Origin of the sequence: Pantoea anthophila (assembly GCF_026104315.1) — a bacterium.
GTDB lineage: Bacteria > Pseudomonadota > Gammaproteobacteria > Enterobacterales > Enterobacteriaceae > Pantoea > Pantoea anthophila.
The window spans coordinates 1,301,944-1,317,738 of sequence record NZ_CP110473.1; the positions used below are offsets into that span (position 1 = coordinate 1,301,944).

The following is a 15,795-nucleotide window of genomic DNA, read 5'->3' on the forward strand; positions in this document are numbered from 1 at the left end:
GTATATATCTCTCTCCTTAGGGTGTAAGCAGAAATGCTATCATGAATAGTTAGCCTTCCTTTAACGCACCTTTACAGGTGCAGGCTCTTTTATAAATTCCCTCTAAATTTCTTTCATTGTAAATCATAGTGTTAGCGTTATGGGTGAAGAAATTTTGTTACTTTTTCCCAGTTTCCCGATAATACTAATTATGAAGGCATTATTTTTATGGTGTCTGTATGAAGAAAATCCGTTACTTTTTCTGAAAAAAGGACACAATATAAGGTATAAGTAGTTAATTATATAATTATTGATTACTTTCTATTATCTATTATCTATTATCTATTAACCCTAATCACAGATAGAAAGAGAGCAACGCACTCAGGCCGTGCAGGCCAAAGGCACGCAGGAAGCTATCTCAGCCCCCCGGCTTCGCTATGCTCCTGACAAAGCCCTGTCTGTTCTGAACGAAGTGAAGCTAGCCCATTGCTAGCTGAATGAGTTCCCAGCGTAACGCCGTAGGCATTCTGTTGACCTTCCCCACATGGGCAGGCTCCGCAGGAAATGCCCATGACATGCATCAGATTATAGATAGATAAGAGAGTTATAGAATCTCTTAATAACTACCTCGCTATTAGCTTTTAATAACTACCGCCGAAATAAACCACCCTTTCAAGGATAACAATAATAATGAAAATTGAATGGATTAAAGTAGATGGCATGATGTTCGCCATTGATAAAGCTACAGGTGAAATCCTGAATGAATCACTGAACACTCTCCCTGCTGACTATGACGTCAGCAAGGCTGTGATAGATGTTCTGGAAGATATGTTTGGAGACTCTGTAATAACTACCTCGCTATTAGATAAACCCAAGACAGGGCCTAAGCCTAAGCAGGTTTCTAATCCTTACGCCTCTTTCTTCTCTAACGTTCAATACAGAGAAGACACGGGAAGTAGCAACATGATTGATGTGCTGGATGATTTGGTTTATTCAGCAAGCACTGCCAGCACAGGTAATACCCGTATTCCTATTAAACAGCTTGTGCATGTAATGCGTTCTGAAGAGCTTTCAACGAAAGGGGTGCAGGAAACTCTTGGTAAGCGGCGCATCATCAAAGGGGAGAAAGCACCTGGTAAACGCTATTGTCAGCAAATTCTTGAAGCTGCTGACCACCTGATTAAACGCATTGATATGCATCAGGAGCGTGGCACGCTTAACCTGAATGATTCCTCAGCCTTTCAGTTTAACGCTGACAGCGTAGCGTATGAACGATCTCAGGGAGCCATCAATGCGCTGCTTTGCCCTGTTGAATTTACCGAAGGTGATAAGCGAACAATCAGGGCTTTAGCAAGGGCTGGAAACATACAGGCTATCAATGACTATCTACAGCGTGTAACTGAACAGTCAGGGCGTATGATGCAACGCATCTTAGGCAAACCGCTGAGTGAAGATTCTAAAGAGGCTTATGACCAATTAGACGCTGAGTTTCCTTATGAGCCTTATGAAACTGATAGTAAGTATGTGATGCGTAAAAAGGTATTGCCTGTAACCGCTGTTGTTAATCCTGAGAAGAGTAACTCTCAGAAATGGATTTATGAAATAAAGAGATATGTGGAATAGAGAAATCCCGCTATGGATGGCACTTCTGCTAACGTCATTCTTAATTAAATTAATCATTCTAATAGGCCATCTCATTCTGTATGGCCATCCCTAATTATAACAATTAAAGGTCTACACATGTACGAAGATATCCGTAAGAGCAAGACAGCAATCTTTGATGAGAAAGTGAAGCCAGTATTTGAAGAGTTAGTACAATACGGCTATGGCTACACAGCATTAGCTAATGCGTTAAATACTCGTGGCGTGTTAAGCCGCTGGGGCACTCACTGGACTGTTGATTCTGTTAAGAAGACGCTGAAGCGTTTAGAAATGAAAACTCTCTAATACAGACTGACAATTATAATAAGAAGAGGCAATACACATGGCCCGATATTCTAAAGCAGCCCGTGATGCGTTTAACGCTGAACGTGCAAGACATGCAGCCTATTGGACTGAGCATGTAGAAGATTCTTTCCGTAACGCTTTTAGCTGGACTGAGCATATTAAGAATAATAAATACCGTCGCTCTCCTTCTCCAGCCAACATCACTAATTAAGGAAATACTATGACCAGCTTATTTGATAACACTCTATCATTGTTTGATACCCCTCAGACCTCTCAAGACGCTTCAGGAGCAGATGTAGAAACATTCATGCAGCAATTGATGGCTGAATCTGGATGCTCAGCAGAAGAGGCAGGAGCGGCTTATTTACGACAGGTAGCTAAGCAGAAGGAGCAGGAAACAGCTCTCCCTGAAGGCTCCTATTTCTCAATGAACACCGCTCAACGGGCAGAGTATATGAAGCGCCTCCGTGCTAACGCTGTAGCTAACACCTACATCCCTCCTCAACTGAAAGAGCTTGAGCAGAGCGACGTTAATGTGGCTAATGCTCAGGCCCAGTTCATGCAGAACATGCGCTCTAAAGCTACAAACACCAATCAGGCTGCTATCGATTTCTTCCGCAATTATGGCAAGAAGTAATAAGTATTCACTGAGATAGGAGGTGAAAGGGGATGAACAAATACTTTGATATGGGAAGCAGACAACAAGCAGCTAACATGCGTAATCGCTCCCATGCTAAAGCACGTCTAGAGGAATGCTATTCGGAAGAGGAGCAGGGGGACTGTAAAGGATTTAACGCCCATAACGGCGCTATGACATTCGCATACAAAGGGCTTGTTATAGATAAGCGTAACTCTGTCTATCGGGTGCGGGATGTAAAGCTGGAAGGATTCCCTGTTCATCTTGTGTCAGGAGTGTTCAATGATGCTCGCTATCTGCGTAACACTATTGATGTGGGGCTGGCCGAATCCTCTCCAGAGAAGCTGGAACGCCTCAGACAACGCAACAGGAATGTAAAATGCGGAGGGTGTAACACCCCTTTCCTGTTTCGTAGAGACACTCTCATTCCTCATCTTGAGGGATACATTGTATCTTGCCCGTTTTGTTATCACGAAGAGTGGGAAGACCGCTTAGAGTGGGCTACAGACGAGAATTTTTATTAGATAATTAGAAGTGGCAATAATCCTCCTACGCACTCCCTCCCCACTATCCTCATGTAGCCCCGATACTTCCATGCTTCCCCCTCCTAAACGGGCAGTGATGCCTTACCTATTGGATGCCCCCTTGCCGGGGCTTCTGCTTTCCCGTCTGTATACCCCTATATTCACCCCCTGAAACATCACAATTTTTGTGGGAAATTTACGAGGTGCAGTTCGTATAGTAGCAACCCCCGGTAGCCCCCCTTTACCCCTCCTGTAGCTTCCTTTTCCAGAAAACCAGCCAGCTTCCTATCTCTCCCTCTCACACAACATTCCATCCCCTCTGATTCCCTGATATGTGTCTTAGATAGACAGGGGTAGGGACATAACAATCAATCATTTATCCCTATGCGTTCACAATGCGTCATGTGTATTGCGTCATAGCGTGCATGAAATGCGTCAAAGATAAAGGCACGTAGCGCAGCCTGGGAGCAGCGTAGCGAAAGCAACGTCAGTTGCTGGAGCGTAGGAATAGAGCACAGCGATATTCCGTACTGTCATGGGAAGGAAAAGGGAAGTGTGTACACAAAGGGGGATTGCACATGTGCAGAAAAGACCATAAAGTAAAAGGGCTAACCTTTCGATTAACCCTTTGACCTATTAGAGTAATTTGGTCGGCACGAGAGGATTTGAACCTCCGACCCCGGACACCCCATGACCGTGCGCTACCAGGCTGCGCTACGTGCCGAACACTGGAGGATTAGTCTACTGGTTATCGGCATGAATGCAAGACACCAGCTGACTATTTGCCTGATAATTAATCAGTTAGCGATAAATCGCTTCTCCTCAGTTAATACCTGCAACAGCAACGTCAGTTCCGGCTTGTGATCTTTCAGCGCATTGCCCGCGGCATCATAAGCGCGATAGCTGCCGTTGTTGTTGAGCACCAGCGTCACCTGCGGCGTGGTGATCACCAGCTTGTTCTCTTCGCTGCTGGCCACCCAGTCATGGCGACGACGTGCAGCAAACAGATCTTCACCCTGCGAATAGTTCACCGGATTGGTTCGCACATGCAGCAGGCGCTGCATCAGCGTCGTCATCACATCCTGATGATCGGAGAGACGATCAACGGTCTGCGCGGGCGTATCAGGCCAGTGAATCACTAATGGCACCTGCAATGTCTGGCGATTGCCTGCGCTGTCAGGGTTACCCTCCAGCGCCAGACCGCGCTGCGCGGTGATCACCACCACTGTGTTCTTCAGCAAATCACGCGCCTGCAGGCTGCTCAGAACGGCATGAATCTGCTGATCGACGGCGGGTGCCTGACGCAGATAACTGCGCTGACGGGCTTTGGCACTGTCGCCGGTGACGTCAGGGCCGTTCAGCGCGATCCAGGAGAACCAGGGGGCCTGGGAACCTGTCTGCTTCTCCAGCCAGTTCTGCCATTGCGCGACGGTGCTGGCGTTCGGCTGGCTGGTCATCGCCGGCAGTGAATAGTCGGTCAGCAGCGCCTGTCGGTAGAGTGGCGGATTAAAGCCCTCAGAGGAGAACAGGCCAAACTGATAACCCTGCGTGCTCAGCGCGCCCAGCAGGGCAGACGGCGTCCGGGATGCCAGAATGCCGTTCATGTAGCTGGAGGAGATGCCGTAGAAGAGGCCAAACAACCCTTTCTCCGGGGTATCTCCGGCGCTGTAGTGCTGCGTGAAACGCACGTTTTCGCTGGCAAACTGATTGAGTTGCGGCAGCGCACTGGCCATCGTGGCGTTATTCAGGCCATCCACGGTCAGCACCAGCAGGTTATTGCGTGTACCGCCATCGCGGAAGGTAATGTCGCTCAGCGGATATTCCACCGCCAGCGCTTCCGGGTCGCCCTGCTGAACCAGGCGACGCTGATATTCCTGCGCATCCAGCAGACCGTGACGCTCCAGGAAACGGCGGGCGGTCATCGGATAGGAGAGCGGCAGGTTAGCGCGCTGCATGGTTATCGGACGATAGAAGTTGGCATCAGCCCAGATATACATCAGGTGGCTGGCAAAGAAGGCGCTGATAAACAGGGCCGCGAGCGGCTTACCAAATGAACGGCGATTCAGGCTGCGCAGTTTCTGCCAGCTCCAGGTCGCAAACAGCATCTCGACCAGGAAAATCAGCGGCACGCTGATAAACATCAGCTGCCAGTCGCGCGCCATCTCGCTCTGATCGGGGTTAATCACCAGCTCCCACACCACCGGGTTCAGGTGAAGGTGGAAGCGGCTGAACACCGCGCTGTCGACCATGACCAGCGTCAGACCCGCGGTGGCGACCACTGCGGACACTACCCGCATCAGCCGTTGCGACATCACCACAAACGTCAGCGGGAAGATGATCAGCAGATAGGCGGCAAAAACGATAAAACTGAAGTGGCCTACCCAGCTGGTATAGGCGTAGATACGCCCCGCCAGTGAAGAAGGCCAGTCGGCGACCAACAGGTAGCGACTGCCTAAAATCAGCGCGAATAAGATATTAAACAGAGCAAACCAGTGCCCCCAGCTAATCATCTGGGAGACTTTTTCGCGGTAGCGCTGCCGGTTGGTTACCATATTATGAAATCAAATCAGCCAATTAGTGAGCGTTGTCGTCACGCACTGACGCCTGCAGGGCATCGGCGAAAGATCGGGCCAGAGAGCGACGCTGCGCCGGGGCAACATCGCTGTTAATCAGGTTGGTCACCATATTGCCCAGGACCATCAGGGAGAGGTCTGTGGGGGCCTTATCCTTCTGCAGGATTTGGGCCATTTCCGCGAGGAGTTGTTCCACGCGTTCGTCGCTGTAACGGGATGATTGTGGCATAAGGTCGTCTGAGCTCATTTCAAAAGGCGATATAGTACCGGAACAGCGTACTTTTTTCCGCAATTTTATCGAAAGTACCGCGTCCGCTTTACGTATGGAGTTGAAAGCCGATGCCGGCGGTGTTTGAATACGCGCCTGAGCTAAAAGGAGAGTCTACCATGAGTCTGGATATCGACCAGATTGCCCTGCATCAGTTGATCAAACGCGATGAAAACCAGCTTGAGCTGGCGCTGCGCGATTCGCTGCTGCCTGCCACCAACACGGTTAACGCGATGGTGGAGGAGTTACACCGGGTTTACAGCGCAAAAAGCAAAGCCTACGGCCTGTTTAATGCAGAGAGTGAACTGGCAGAAGCGCTGCGTAATTGTCGTAAGGGCAACGATGATTTTCTCGCCTTTAGCCGTGCCGCCACCGGCCGTCTGCGTGACGAACTGGCGAAATATCCGTTCGCCGAAAGCGGCGTGGTGCTGTTTATTCACTACCGCTATCTGGCCGTAGACTATCTGCTGATCGCCGTGCTGAACAGCCAGTCCAGCATGCGCGTCAACGAGCAGATGGATATCAGCAGCACCCACTATCTCGACATCAACCATGCGGATATCGTCGCGCGCATCGATTTAACCGAATGGGAAACCAACCCGGAATCGACCCGCTATCTGACCTTCCTGCGCGGCCGCGTCGGACGCAAAGTGGCTGACTTCTTCATGGACTTCCTCGGTGCTGAAGTGGGATTAGACACCAAGGCGCAGAACCGGGGACTGTTGCAGGCGGTGGATGACTACTGCAACGAATCCGGGCTGGATAAGCAGGAGCGGCAGAATTATCGCCAGCAGGTCTACAGCTACTGCAACGAGCAGCTGCAGGCGGGCGAAGAGATTGCGCTGGAAGATCTGTCAGGCGAACTGCCACCGGTGGGTGAAAAAACCTTTCAGGCCTTTACCCAGGAGCAGGGCTACGAACTTGAGGAGAGCTTCCCGGCGGATCGCAGCACGCTGCGCCAGCTGACGAAGTTTGCCGGCAGCGGCGGGGGACTGACCCTGAACTTCGACGCCATGTTACTGGGCGAGCGTATTTTCTGGGACCCGGCAACGGACACCCTGACAATCAAAGGCACGCCACCCAATCTGCGTGACCAGCTACAGCGCCGCACCAGCAGCAAATAAAAAAGCCGGGCTCAGCCCGGCTTTTTTGACGCTGCGCGGCAATAACCTTTGGCAGCGACAGACAAAATAAAAGGGCCGGTTTCGCAACCGGCCCTTCTACGTTCAACAAGGCTCGCGATTACGCGCGAACGAAGTCGATGTGAAACAGTTTTGGCTTGAACGGGTGACGCTGAACAGCCTGAACTTTCACTTTGGTTTCTTTACCGTCAACAACCAGGGTCAGCACTTCTTCGTAGAAACCTGGTTTTGCCTGCAGGTTCATTACGGAGTCGTGATCCAGATCGATGGCAACAGCCGCTTCAGAACCACCGTAGATGATGGCCGGGAAACGGTTTGCTGTACGCAGGCGGCGGCTCGCACCCTTACCCTGCTCTTTACGTTCTACTGCATTGATAGTGAACATTAATACGTCTCTTTATTTAATTCCTGCTACAGGCGACCCAGTAACAGGCAGGTTATTCAATTCCGCTGATGCACATGCAAAAGCGGGCGGCAGTATAGCGGTTATCCCTGCCAGGAGCAAACGATATAGCCGCCTGCCAGCGGTGCATTCGCGTCAGCGCAGCTCATTCGCGCGGCGGTAGCGGCCCTGATAATCAAACATCTTTTCACGGATCTGCCAGAACTGGCCTTTGGCCCTGGCCACCACAAAATCGGGATGGCGCAACAGCGGCTGCAGCGCCAGCACGTCGGCGGCGGTCTGCCAGCCAAGCGGTACACCGGGTGCGCGCTGATGCGGACGCATAAAGAGTTGCTCAAACGCTTTCCGCTGCGCGGGCGTCTGCAGCCGGAAACGCTCGCTGACGCTGGTGCCATCCTCGTCATGGTAGGTCGCTTTGAGCCACTCACCTTTGGCATCCGATCCCTGTTCCAGCGTCATGCCGCCACAGCGCAGCACCAGTGCATCCTTGAGTTTCAGTGCCGCTTTGAGCATATCGTCGGGATCGACCAGCACTTTATCGCACTGGTGACAGCGCCGGGCGGCGATATCATTTTCCGCGCCGCAGTCGGGACAGCTCTTAAAGCGGAAGCGATAGTCGCACTGTTCGCGTTCTCCCTCATCATCTTCCAGCACCCCCTGGCAGCGCCGGCCAAAATGTTCGATGACCATGCCATCTTCGGTCGCCTTGCCCCAGAAGGTGTTAGCAAAGCCGCAGGCGGGGCAGAAAACCTGCACCGGCTGATTGTCGCTGGCCCCTTTCGGCGCGCCGACTTCCGGCGTAAAGAGGTCGTGGGGATTACCGGCATAATCGAGGATCAGGCAGTCGCGCTTACCGGGCGAGAGCCGCAGGCCGCGGCCGACGATTTGCTGATAGAGGCTGACCGACTCGGTCGGGCGCAGTATCGCAATCAGGTCTACGTGCGGCGCATCAAAGCCGGTAGTCAGTACCGCTACGTTCACCAGGAATTTCAGCTGCTGCGCTTTAAACGCCAGGATCAGGGCATCACGCTCGCGGGCGGGCGTTTCGGCGGAGACCAGCGCGCTGTTTTCGGGCAGCAGCTGCAGGATTTCACGCGCATGATCCACGGTGGAAGCGAAAATCATCACCCCCAGCCGATCCTCAGCGAACTCCACAATCTGACGGATGATATGGGGCGTCACGCGCTGCTGCTGTTTCAGTTCGCGATTCAGATCGGCTTCGCTGAACAGGCCGTTCGACTGCGCCGTCAGGCGGCTGAAGTCATACTGTACCACCGGCATATCCAGCCGCTCCGGCGGCACCAGGAACTGATGCTTGATCATGTAACGCAGCGGCAGTTCATAGATGCAGTCGCGGAACAGTGATTTCTCGTCGCCCCGCACCATGCCGTGATAATGAAACTGATAGATCCAGCCTTTGCCCAGCCGGAACGGCGTGGCGGTCAGGCCGAGTAAACGGAGCTGAGGATTGTGCTGGCGCAGATGACTGAAGATCTGCTGATACTGGCTCTCTTTGTCATCGCCGATGCGATGGCACTCGTCGACAATCACCAGTGAAAAGGCGCTGTCGAACTGTTCGAGGTTACGCGCGATGGACTGCACGCTGCCAAATACCACTTTGCGCTGACTCTCTTTGCGCTGCAGTCCGGCGGCAAAGATGTCCGCCTCCAGCCCGTACGCTTCATATTTGCTGTGGTTCTGTGCCACCAGCTCTTTGACGTGCGCCAGCACCAGCACCCGGCCACGTGCCAGCCGTGCCAGCTCGGCGATCACCAGGCTCTTCCCGGCACCGGTGGGCAGTACGATCACGGCAGGTTCCTGATGACGACGGAAATGCGCAACGGTGGCATTAACCGCATCCTGCTGATAGGGGCGTAAGGTAAAAGACATGGCGCTCACTTTTGCAAAACTGGCGGCAATTATGCCATGAAAGTCCGGTAAACGCGCTGTCAGGCGGACGCAGATCACGTTATACTTCCCGCACATTTTCAACGGTTAACTAGGCCGTTTCAGATTCCCTCCGCAGTAACAGGCAAAACGAATTCATGCGACTCGACAAATTCATCTCTCAGCAACTGGAAATCAGCCGCGCCATCGCTCATCGCGAAATCCGCGGCCAGCGTGTCACCGTGAACGGGGAGATCGTGCGCGATACCGCGTTCAAACTGCTGCCCGACCACGAAGTCGCCTATGACGGCAACGTGCTGCAGATGCTCACCGGTCCACGCTACTTTATGCTGAACAAACCACAGGGTTACGTCTGCTCAACCGACGATCCCGATCATCCCACCATCCTCTATTTCCTCGAAGAGCCGATGTCTTTCAAACTGCACGCAGCAGGGCGTCTCGATATTGACACGACCGGACTGGTGCTGATGACGGATGATGGTCAGTGGTCACACCGGATTACCTCGCCGCGTCATCACTGCGAGAAAACCTATCGCGTCACACTGGAATCGCCGGTCAGTGACGATACGGCCGCGCAGTTTACGGCGGGCGTACAGCTGCACAATGAGAAGAGCCTGACCAAACCGGCACAGCTGGAGGTGATCACGTCGACCGAAGTGCTGCTGACCCTGAGCGAAGGGCGTTATCACCAGGTGAAACGGATGTTTGCGGCGGTGGGCAATCGGGTGGTTGAGCTGCATCGTGAGCGCATTGGCGACATCGTGCTGGACGCCGATCTGGAACCGGGCGAATACCGGCCGCTGACGGAAGAAGAGATCGCCAGTATTGGTCTGCCAAAAGAGTTACAGGCTAAATAAGCGGCCGGGCTGCCAGCAGCCCGTGCCAGTCCCACAGGGCAGGAGAAGGTGTGCGTAAGGAAAAGAATTCGCCAACAGGTCTGGTCGTCATCCTCGGTCTGTTAGCCATGCTGATGCCATTGTCGATCGACATGTATCTGCCTGCCATGCCGCAGATTGCGCGTGAGTTTGGCGTGTCGGCGGGTAGCGTGCAGATGTCGCTGAATCTCTACATTCTGGGGTTCGCGATCGGGCAGCTCATCTATGGGCCGCTGGCGGACAGCTACGGCCGCAAGCCGGTGATTGCGCTTGGCACGCTGATCTTTGCCTGCGCCGCCGCTGCCTGTGCGTTGTCACAAAGTATTGATCAGCTGATTACCATGCGCTTTCTGCATGGGCTGTCGGCTGCGGCCGCCAGCGTGGTGATCAACGCCCTGATGCGCGACAGTTACTCGAAAGAGGACTTTTCGCGCATGATGTCCTTCGTGATGCTGATCACCACCATTGCGCCGCTGCTGGCGCCGATTATCGGCGGCTGGCTGCTGGTGCTCTGGAGCTGGCACGCCATCTTCTGGGCGCTGTCGGGCGCGGCATTAGTCACCACACTGCTGGTGACCACGCAGATCCGCGAAACCCTGAAGCCGGAGCAGCGCCAGCGGTTCCATCTGCGCACCACGCTGGGTAATTTCGTCACGCTGTTTCGTCACAAACGGGCCTTCAGTTATATGCTGGCGAGCGGCTTTTCCTTTGCCGGACTCTTCACCTTTCTTAACGCCGGTCCCTTTGTTTATATCGAACTGAATCACGTTTCGCCGCAAAACTTCGGCTACTACTTTGGCCTTAACGTGGTGTTTCTCTTCGTGCTGACCCTGATTAACAGCAGGGCTGTGCGTCGCTTTGGCCCGGTCGCGATGTTCCGGCTGGGGTTGCTGATCCAGTTCTCTATGGGGATCTGGCTGCTGCTGGTCAGCGCCTTTGACCTGGGCTTTTTGCCGCTGGTGCTGGGTGTCGCACTGTTTATCGGCTGTGTATCGATCGTCTCATCCAATGCGATGGCGGTGATCCTGGATGTGTTCCCGCATATGGCGGGCACGGCCTCCTCTCTGGCGGGCACCCTGCGTTTTGGCGTCGGGGCTTTTGTTGGGGCGCTACTGTCGCTGATGAGTTTCAACAGCGCCTGGCCGATGGTGGGCACCATCGCGCTGTGCGCGACGATTTCCCTGCTGCTCTTTTTCTACGCGTCACGTCCCCATCCTGCGTCCCGCTAGCCGGGCGCAGGAGTTTTTCCCCGTTACCGCTGGCTCTGTTAGCCGCCTTTCTGGTTATGTTTCTTTATTGTGAAAATCTTTAGCTAAAAAAGTAATCATATTGCGTCTAAAATGATTGTTAACGGCGTGTGAACGCGGTACATATAGCCAGAAGTGCGATGCGAGTCGCAAAAAATGCGCGCGGGCAGACGATTAACACTCGTCCGGACTCAGCGGTTGTCGGTCAGCTTTCAGCGTCGGTTGCTGTGTGTTGCGACATAAACTCATTCGGGGAGAGTAAACGATGCTGCAACTTTCAATTGTGCATCGCCTGCCGCAGCGTTTCCGCTGGGCCAGCGATCGCCACAGTGCTATTGAGCCTGATGAAGCCCTGGATGACCAGGAGTTCGTGGCGCTGCGTCTGATCAGCCACGATGGCATTCCGGCGTGGGAAATCCTGCAGCAGTTAAAAGAGGTGCTGGCAGAGATTCAGGTCGACTGTAAAGTGGCCGAATGTGAAGGGCAGCCCTGCCTGTTCATACAGCGCCGTGACGAGAGTGCCACTAACTGCTGCCTGAAAAATCAGGGCGTAGCGATTGCCGAAACCTTTAACGCAGGCTGAGCCGGGACGACTGCAGCAGCTCGCGGGTGTAGTCGTTCTCAGGTGAAGCAAACAACTTTTCACACTCTCCCTGTTCTGCCACTTCTCCCTGACGCAGCACGATAAGCTGGTGACACAGGGATCGAACCACATCGAGATCGTGACTGATAAACAGATAGCTGAGCTGGCGCTGCTGCTGCAGACGACGTAGCAGCGTCAGGATCTGTTTCTGCACCGTGCGGTCCAGCGAGGAGGTCGGTTCGTCCAGCACCAGCAGCTCCGGTCCCAGAATCAGCGCCCGCGCGATGGCGATACGCTGTCGCTGCCCCCCCGAAAATTCGGCCGGATAGCGGTGACGGCTTTCCGGGTCGAGTCCCACTTCTTCCATCACCGCGATGACGCGCTGCTCCTGTTCTGCCCGGCCGATAGCGGGCAGATGTACCGCCATGCCTTCGGCAATAATCTGCTGCACCGTCATCCGCGGATTCAGGGAGGAGTTGGGGTCCTGAAACACCACCTGAATGCGCTGGCGCAGCGGCAGCAGTTGCCGGCGCGTCAGCTGATGCAGCGGCTGACCATCAAACCAGACTTGCCCGCGCGAGCGAATCAGCCGCAGCAGCGCCAGCCCGGTGGTGCTTTTGCCCGAACCGGACTCGCCAACCAGGCCCAGGCTTTCGCCGCGCCGCAGGGTAAAACTCAGCCCGGCGAGTATGAGCTTTTCGGCCGCCTGCCGCCGGAACAGTCCGCGCCGTAGCGGAAAACTGACCTGAAGCTGTTCGACCCGAAGTATCACCGGGGCGTCCGCAGGCAGCGGCAGCGCGGTTCCTTCCGGTTCGGCGGCCAGTAACTGCTGGCTGTAGGGATGCTGCGGCTGGTCCAGCAGAACCTGACCGCGGTTCTGTTCCACGATGCGACCCTGACGCATCACGCTGACGCTATCCGCCAGCTGGCGCACAATATTCAGGTTATGGGTGATAAACAGCATGCCCATGTTCATCTCCCGCTGCAGTTCGCGGAGCAGCTTCAGGATCTGCGCCTGCACCGTCACATCCAGCGCGGTGGTCGGCTCATCGGCGATCAGCAGCTGGGGTTCGGTCAGCAGGGCCATGGCGATCATCACGCGCTGGCGTTCGCCGCCGGAGAGCTGGTGCGGGAAATCGTTGAGCCGGGCGGCAGGCTGCCGGATGCCGACCCGATCGAGCACGCTGAGTATCTCTCCGCGGGCCGCCGGACGACGCAGTCCGCGATGCAGCGAGAGCACTTCATACAGCTGCTTCTCCACGGTGTGCAGCGGGTTGAGCGACACCATCGGCTCCTGAAAAATCATCGCCATCTGGTTGCCGCGAAAGGCACGCAGCCGCGCCTCCGGGGCGCGCAGCAGATCTTCACCCTGAAACAGGATCTCGCCCCGGGGATAAACCACCGACGCCTCATGCAGCAGTCGCATCACCGACAGCGCCGTTACGCTCTTGCCGGAGCCTGACTCGCCCACCAGCGCCAGGGTTTCGCCTGCATTGATGCGCAGGGAGAGATCCTCCACCACCGGGCGAAGCGCATCGCCCTGACGAAAGGCAATCGAAAGATCATTGATGGCCAGTAAGGGTGTCGTCATTCAGGCTCCTTTGCCCGGATCGAAGGCATCGCGCACCGCTTCGCCAATAAAAATCAGCAGCGAAAGCAGGATCGCGAGCGTGAAAAAGCCTGCCAGGCCTAACCATGGCGCCTGCAGGTTGTTTTTGCCCTGCAGCAGCAGCTCCCCCAGCGAGGGCGAGCCCAGCGGCAGACCAAAGCCGAGAAAGTCGAGTGAGGTGAGCGTGGTGATCGACCCACACAAAATAAACGGCAGAAAGGTCAGGGTCGCCACCATGGCGTTAGGCAGCATATGGCGCAGCATAATCCGGCCGTCGCTGACGCCAAGGGCCTGCGCCGCGCGAATGTAATCGAAGTTACGGGTGCGCAGAAACTCGGCCCGCACCACGCTGACCAGACTCATCCAGCCGAAGGCGACGGTGACCAGCAGCAGCCACCAGAAGCCGGGCTGGATCACGCTGGAGAGTAAAATCAGCAGAAACAGCGCGGGCATGCCGGACCAGACTTCAACCAGCCGCTGCCCGATCAGATCGATTCTGCCGCCGAAATAGCCCTGCACCGCGCCGACCAAAATGCCAATTACGCTGGAGAAGAGCGTCAGCAGCAGACCGAATAGCAGCGAGATGCGCGTGCCATAAAGCAGCCGCGCCAGCACGTCGCCCCCGTTGGCGTCGGTGCCAAGCCAGTTCTGCGCCGACGGCGGAGAGGGGAAGGGCACCTGGGTCGCAAAATTGAGGGTGCTGTCGCTGAAGCGAATCGGCGCCCACAGGGCCCAGCCCTGCCGGGCAATGCGCTGCTGCAGCCACGGGTCCTGATAATCGGCGGCGGTCGGCAGCACGCCGCCATAGTCCGTTTCGCTGTAGTCAAACAGCAGTGGCAGCATCCAGCGCTGCTGATAATGCACCAGCAGCGGCTTTTCGTTGGCAATCAGTTCGGCACCCAGCGACAGCAGAAAAAGGACCAGAAAGATCCACAGCGACCAGTAGCCGCGCCGGTTATGGCGAAAGCGCTGCCAGCGCTGCTGAGTGAGGGGAGAAAGCGGCATCAATGGCTCCTGAAATCGATGCGCGGATCGACCAGCGTATAGGTCAGATCGCTGAGAATGTTCATCAGTAACCCGATCAGGGTAAAAATATAGAGCGTGCCAAACATGACCGGATAGTCGCGTTGCAGGGTGGCGTCATAGCCGAGCAGCCCCAGGCCATTCAGGGAGAACATTACCTCGATCAGCACGGAACTGGTAAAGAACATGCTGATAAAGGTGGCAGGAAAGCTGGCGATGACCAGCAGCATCGCGTTGCGAAACACATGATGATAGAGAATACGCCGCTCCGGCACCCCTTTGGCGCGCGCGGTCACCACATAGAGTTTGCGGATCTCATCCAGAAACGCGTTTTTCGTCAGCATCGTCAGCGTGGCGAAGCCGCCGATCACCGTCGCCAGCACCGGCAGTGCGATGTGCCAGAAGTAATCCAGCACCTGACCATACCAGGGCAGCGTGTCGTGCTGCGCAGAGGTGAGCCCGCGCAGCGGAAACCAGTCCAGATAGCTGCCCCCGGCAAACAGCACGATCAGCATGATACCGAACAGGAAAGCCGGAACGGAGTAGCCCACAATAATCAGGGCGCTGCTCCAGATATCAAACGCAGAGCCGTTGCGCACCGCCTTGCGGATACCCAGCGGGATCGAGACCAGATAGATAATCAGGGTGCTCCATAACCCCAGACTGATGGAAACCGGCAGGCTCTCTTTGATCAGCCCCACCACTGAGGCGCTGCGAAACAGGCTGTCGCCAAAATCGAAGCGCAGATAGTTCCACAGCATCTCGCCGTAGCGCTGCCACAGGGGTTTATCGAATCCATAGCGCTGTTTGATCTCTGCAATTACCTCCGGGTCCAGCCCGCGTGCGCCCCGGTACTGATTGTCGGCGGGATTGAGATGACTGCGCGTGGCATGTGAACCGGCGCTGTCGGCGCCGCTGCCGGGCAGGCCGGTTGTCTGACCAAACTCAATATTAGCCAGCGCCTGATCGACCGGTCCGCCGGGGGCGATTTGCACGATAAAGAAGTTCAGCGTGATGATCGCCCACAGCGTCGGAACGATCAGCAGGACTCTGCGCAGAAAGTAAGCGGCCAACGGT

15 protein-coding genes and 1 tRNA gene are annotated in these 15,795 nt (G+C 55.1%); 8 read left to right on the plus strand and 8 right to left on the minus strand.

Annotated features, from left to right (window positions below; all coding sequences use genetic code 11):
- Positions 1–669 precede the first annotated feature (669 nt).
- The 4 genes from OJ965_RS08615 to OJ965_RS08630 all read left to right on the plus strand — a co-directional run bounded on the left by OJ965_RS08615 (position 670) and on the right by OJ965_RS08630 (position 3,087).
- Positions 670–1,602 (plus strand): hypothetical protein, encoded by a 933-nt coding sequence (locus OJ965_RS08615; protein ID WP_265138820.1) that lies wholly within the window; start codon positions 670–672, stop codon positions 1,600–1,602.
- 117 nt (positions 1,603–1,719) lie between these two features.
- Positions 1,720–1,926 (plus strand): recombinase family protein, encoded by a 207-nt coding sequence (locus OJ965_RS08620; protein WP_265138822.1) that lies wholly within the window; start codon positions 1,720–1,722, stop codon positions 1,924–1,926.
- Positions 1,927–2,146: 220 nt separating this feature from the next.
- On the plus strand, positions 2,147–2,563 hold the full coding sequence (locus OJ965_RS08625) for a hypothetical protein (RefSeq protein ID WP_265138824.1): 417 nt from the start codon (positions 2,147–2,149) through the stop codon (positions 2,561–2,563).
- A gap of 32 nt (positions 2,564–2,595) precedes the next feature.
- Positions 2,596–3,087, plus strand: coding sequence for a hypothetical protein (locus OJ965_RS08630; protein WP_265138826.1), 492 nt, complete (start codon positions 2,596–2,598; stop codon positions 3,085–3,087).
- A 647-nt stretch (positions 3,088–3,734) separates the two neighbouring features.
- Here OJ965_RS08630 and OJ965_RS08635 read toward each other — a convergent pair.
- The 3 genes from OJ965_RS08635 to OJ965_RS08645 form a co-directional block, all read right to left on the minus strand.
- Positions 3,735–3,811: transfer RNA gene (locus OJ965_RS08635), tRNA-Pro, on the minus strand.
- 73 nt (positions 3,812–3,884) lie between these two features.
- The gene (yejM, locus tag OJ965_RS08640; RefSeq protein WP_058956728.1) at positions 3,885–5,639 is read right to left on the minus strand and encodes an LPS biosynthesis-modulating metalloenzyme YejM; all 1,755 of its coding nucleotides are present in this window, start codon (positions 5,637–5,639) and stop codon (positions 3,885–3,887) included.
- Between the two features lie 22 nt (positions 5,640–5,661).
- The gene (locus tag OJ965_RS08645; RefSeq protein ID WP_009089108.1) at positions 5,662–5,889 is read right to left on the minus strand and encodes a YejL family protein; all 228 of its coding nucleotides are present in this window, start codon (positions 5,887–5,889) and stop codon (positions 5,662–5,664) included.
- A 158-nt stretch (positions 5,890–6,047) separates the two neighbouring features.
- Here OJ965_RS08645 and yejK point away from each other — a divergent pair, with 158 nt between their 5' ends.
- On the plus strand, positions 6,048–7,052 hold the full coding sequence (gene yejK / locus OJ965_RS08650; RefSeq protein ID WP_009089109.1) for a nucleoid-associated protein YejK: 1,005 nt from the start codon (positions 6,048–6,050) through the stop codon (positions 7,050–7,052).
- Positions 7,053–7,170: 118 nt separating this feature from the next.
- Here the strand turns inward: yejK and rplY are convergent, their stop codons facing one another.
- Together rplY and radD are read right to left on the minus strand one after the other, a co-directional pair.
- Positions 7,171–7,455, minus strand: coding sequence for a 50S ribosomal protein L25 (rplY, locus tag OJ965_RS08655; protein WP_009089112.1), 285 nt, complete (start codon positions 7,453–7,455; stop codon positions 7,171–7,173).
- 153 nt (positions 7,456–7,608) lie between these two features.
- Positions 7,609–9,363, minus strand: a complete 1,755-nt coding sequence (gene radD / locus OJ965_RS08660) for a DNA repair helicase RadD (RefSeq protein WP_009089113.1) — start codon at positions 9,361–9,363, stop codon at positions 7,609–7,611.
- A 155-nt stretch (positions 9,364–9,518) separates the two neighbouring features.
- Here radD and rsuA point away from each other — a divergent pair, with 155 nt between their 5' ends.
- From rsuA to OJ965_RS08675, 3 genes are all read left to right on the plus strand, one after another.
- A complete protein-coding gene (gene rsuA / locus OJ965_RS08665; protein WP_265138831.1) occupies positions 9,519–10,238 on the plus strand; it encodes a 16S rRNA pseudouridine(516) synthase RsuA in 720 nt (239 codons plus the stop codon).
- A gap of 50 nt (positions 10,239–10,288) precedes the next feature.
- Positions 10,289–11,485, plus strand: a complete 1,197-nt coding sequence (locus tag OJ965_RS08670; RefSeq protein WP_265138833.1) for a Bcr/CflA family multidrug efflux MFS transporter — start codon at positions 10,289–10,291, stop codon at positions 11,483–11,485.
- A 283-nt stretch (positions 11,486–11,768) separates the two neighbouring features.
- Entirely contained in the window at positions 11,769–12,086 is a 318-nt protein-coding gene (locus OJ965_RS08675; protein ID WP_009089120.1) for a YejG family protein, read from the plus strand.
- On the opposite strand, the gene yejF is transcribed toward OJ965_RS08675, so the two are convergent.
- From yejF to OJ965_RS08690, 3 genes are read right to left on the minus strand one after another with little or no spacing between them, the layout of a single operon-like run.
- On the minus strand, positions 12,073–13,677 hold the full coding sequence (yejF, locus tag OJ965_RS08680) for a microcin C ABC transporter ATP-binding protein YejF (protein ID WP_265138835.1): 1,605 nt from the start codon (positions 13,675–13,677) through the stop codon (positions 12,073–12,075). The two genes, OJ965_RS08675 and yejF, sit on opposite strands and share 14 nt — an antisense overlap.
- The gene (locus OJ965_RS08685; RefSeq protein ID WP_265138837.1) at positions 13,678–14,700 is read right to left on the minus strand and encodes an ABC transporter permease; all 1,023 of its coding nucleotides are present in this window, start codon (positions 14,698–14,700) and stop codon (positions 13,678–13,680) included.
- Positions 14,700–15,791 carry a microcin C ABC transporter permease YejB gene (locus OJ965_RS08690; RefSeq protein ID WP_009089127.1) on the minus strand — a complete coding sequence of 364 codons (1,092 nt, stop codon included), beginning with the start codon at positions 15,789–15,791 and terminating at the stop codon, positions 14,700–14,702. The genes OJ965_RS08685 and OJ965_RS08690 overlap by 1 nt, the downstream gene beginning before the upstream one ends.
- Positions 15,792–15,795: the final 4 nt, after the last annotated feature.

Bases quoted from the DNA above. Each gene is read 5' to 3' on its own strand.
- rplY (WP_009089112.1), bottom strand. From the start codon at position 7,455: ATGTTCACTATCAATGCAGTAGAACGTAAAGAGCAGGGTAAGGGTGCG.
- rsuA (WP_265138831.1), top strand. From the start codon at position 9,519: ATGCGACTCGACAAATTCATCTCTCAGCAACTGGAAATCAGCCGCGCC.
- OJ965_RS08675 (WP_009089120.1), top strand. From the start codon at position 11,769: ATGCTGCAACTTTCAATTGTGCATCGCCTGCCGCAGCGTTTCCGCTGG.
- OJ965_RS08625 (WP_265138824.1), top strand. From the start codon at position 2,147: ATGACCAGCTTATTTGATAACACTCTATCATTGTTTGATACCCCTCAG.
- OJ965_RS08685 (WP_265138837.1), bottom strand. From the start codon at position 14,700: ATGCCGCTTTCTCCCCTCACTCAGCAGCGCTGGCAGCGCTTTCGCCAT.
- yejK (WP_009089109.1), top strand. From the start codon at position 6,048: ATGAGTCTGGATATCGACCAGATTGCCCTGCATCAGTTGATCAAACGC.
- OJ965_RS08620 (WP_265138822.1), top strand. From the start codon at position 1,720: ATGTACGAAGATATCCGTAAGAGCAAGACAGCAATCTTTGATGAGAAA.
- radD (WP_009089113.1), bottom strand. From the start codon at position 9,363: ATGTCTTTTACCTTACGCCCCTATCAGCAGGATGCGGTTAATGCCACC.
- yejF (WP_265138835.1), bottom strand. From the start codon at position 13,677: ATGACGACACCCTTACTGGCCATCAATGATCTTTCGATTGCCTTTCGT.
- OJ965_RS08615 (WP_265138820.1), top strand. From the start codon at position 670: ATGAAAATTGAATGGATTAAAGTAGATGGCATGATGTTCGCCATTGAT.
- OJ965_RS08645 (WP_009089108.1), bottom strand. From the start codon at position 5,889: ATGCCACAATCATCCCGTTACAGCGACGAACGCGTGGAACAACTCCTC.
- yejM (WP_058956728.1), bottom strand. From the start codon at position 5,639: ATGGTAACCAACCGGCAGCGCTACCGCGAAAAAGTCTCCCAGATGATT.
- OJ965_RS08630 (WP_265138826.1), top strand. From the start codon at position 2,596: ATGAACAAATACTTTGATATGGGAAGCAGACAACAAGCAGCTAACATG.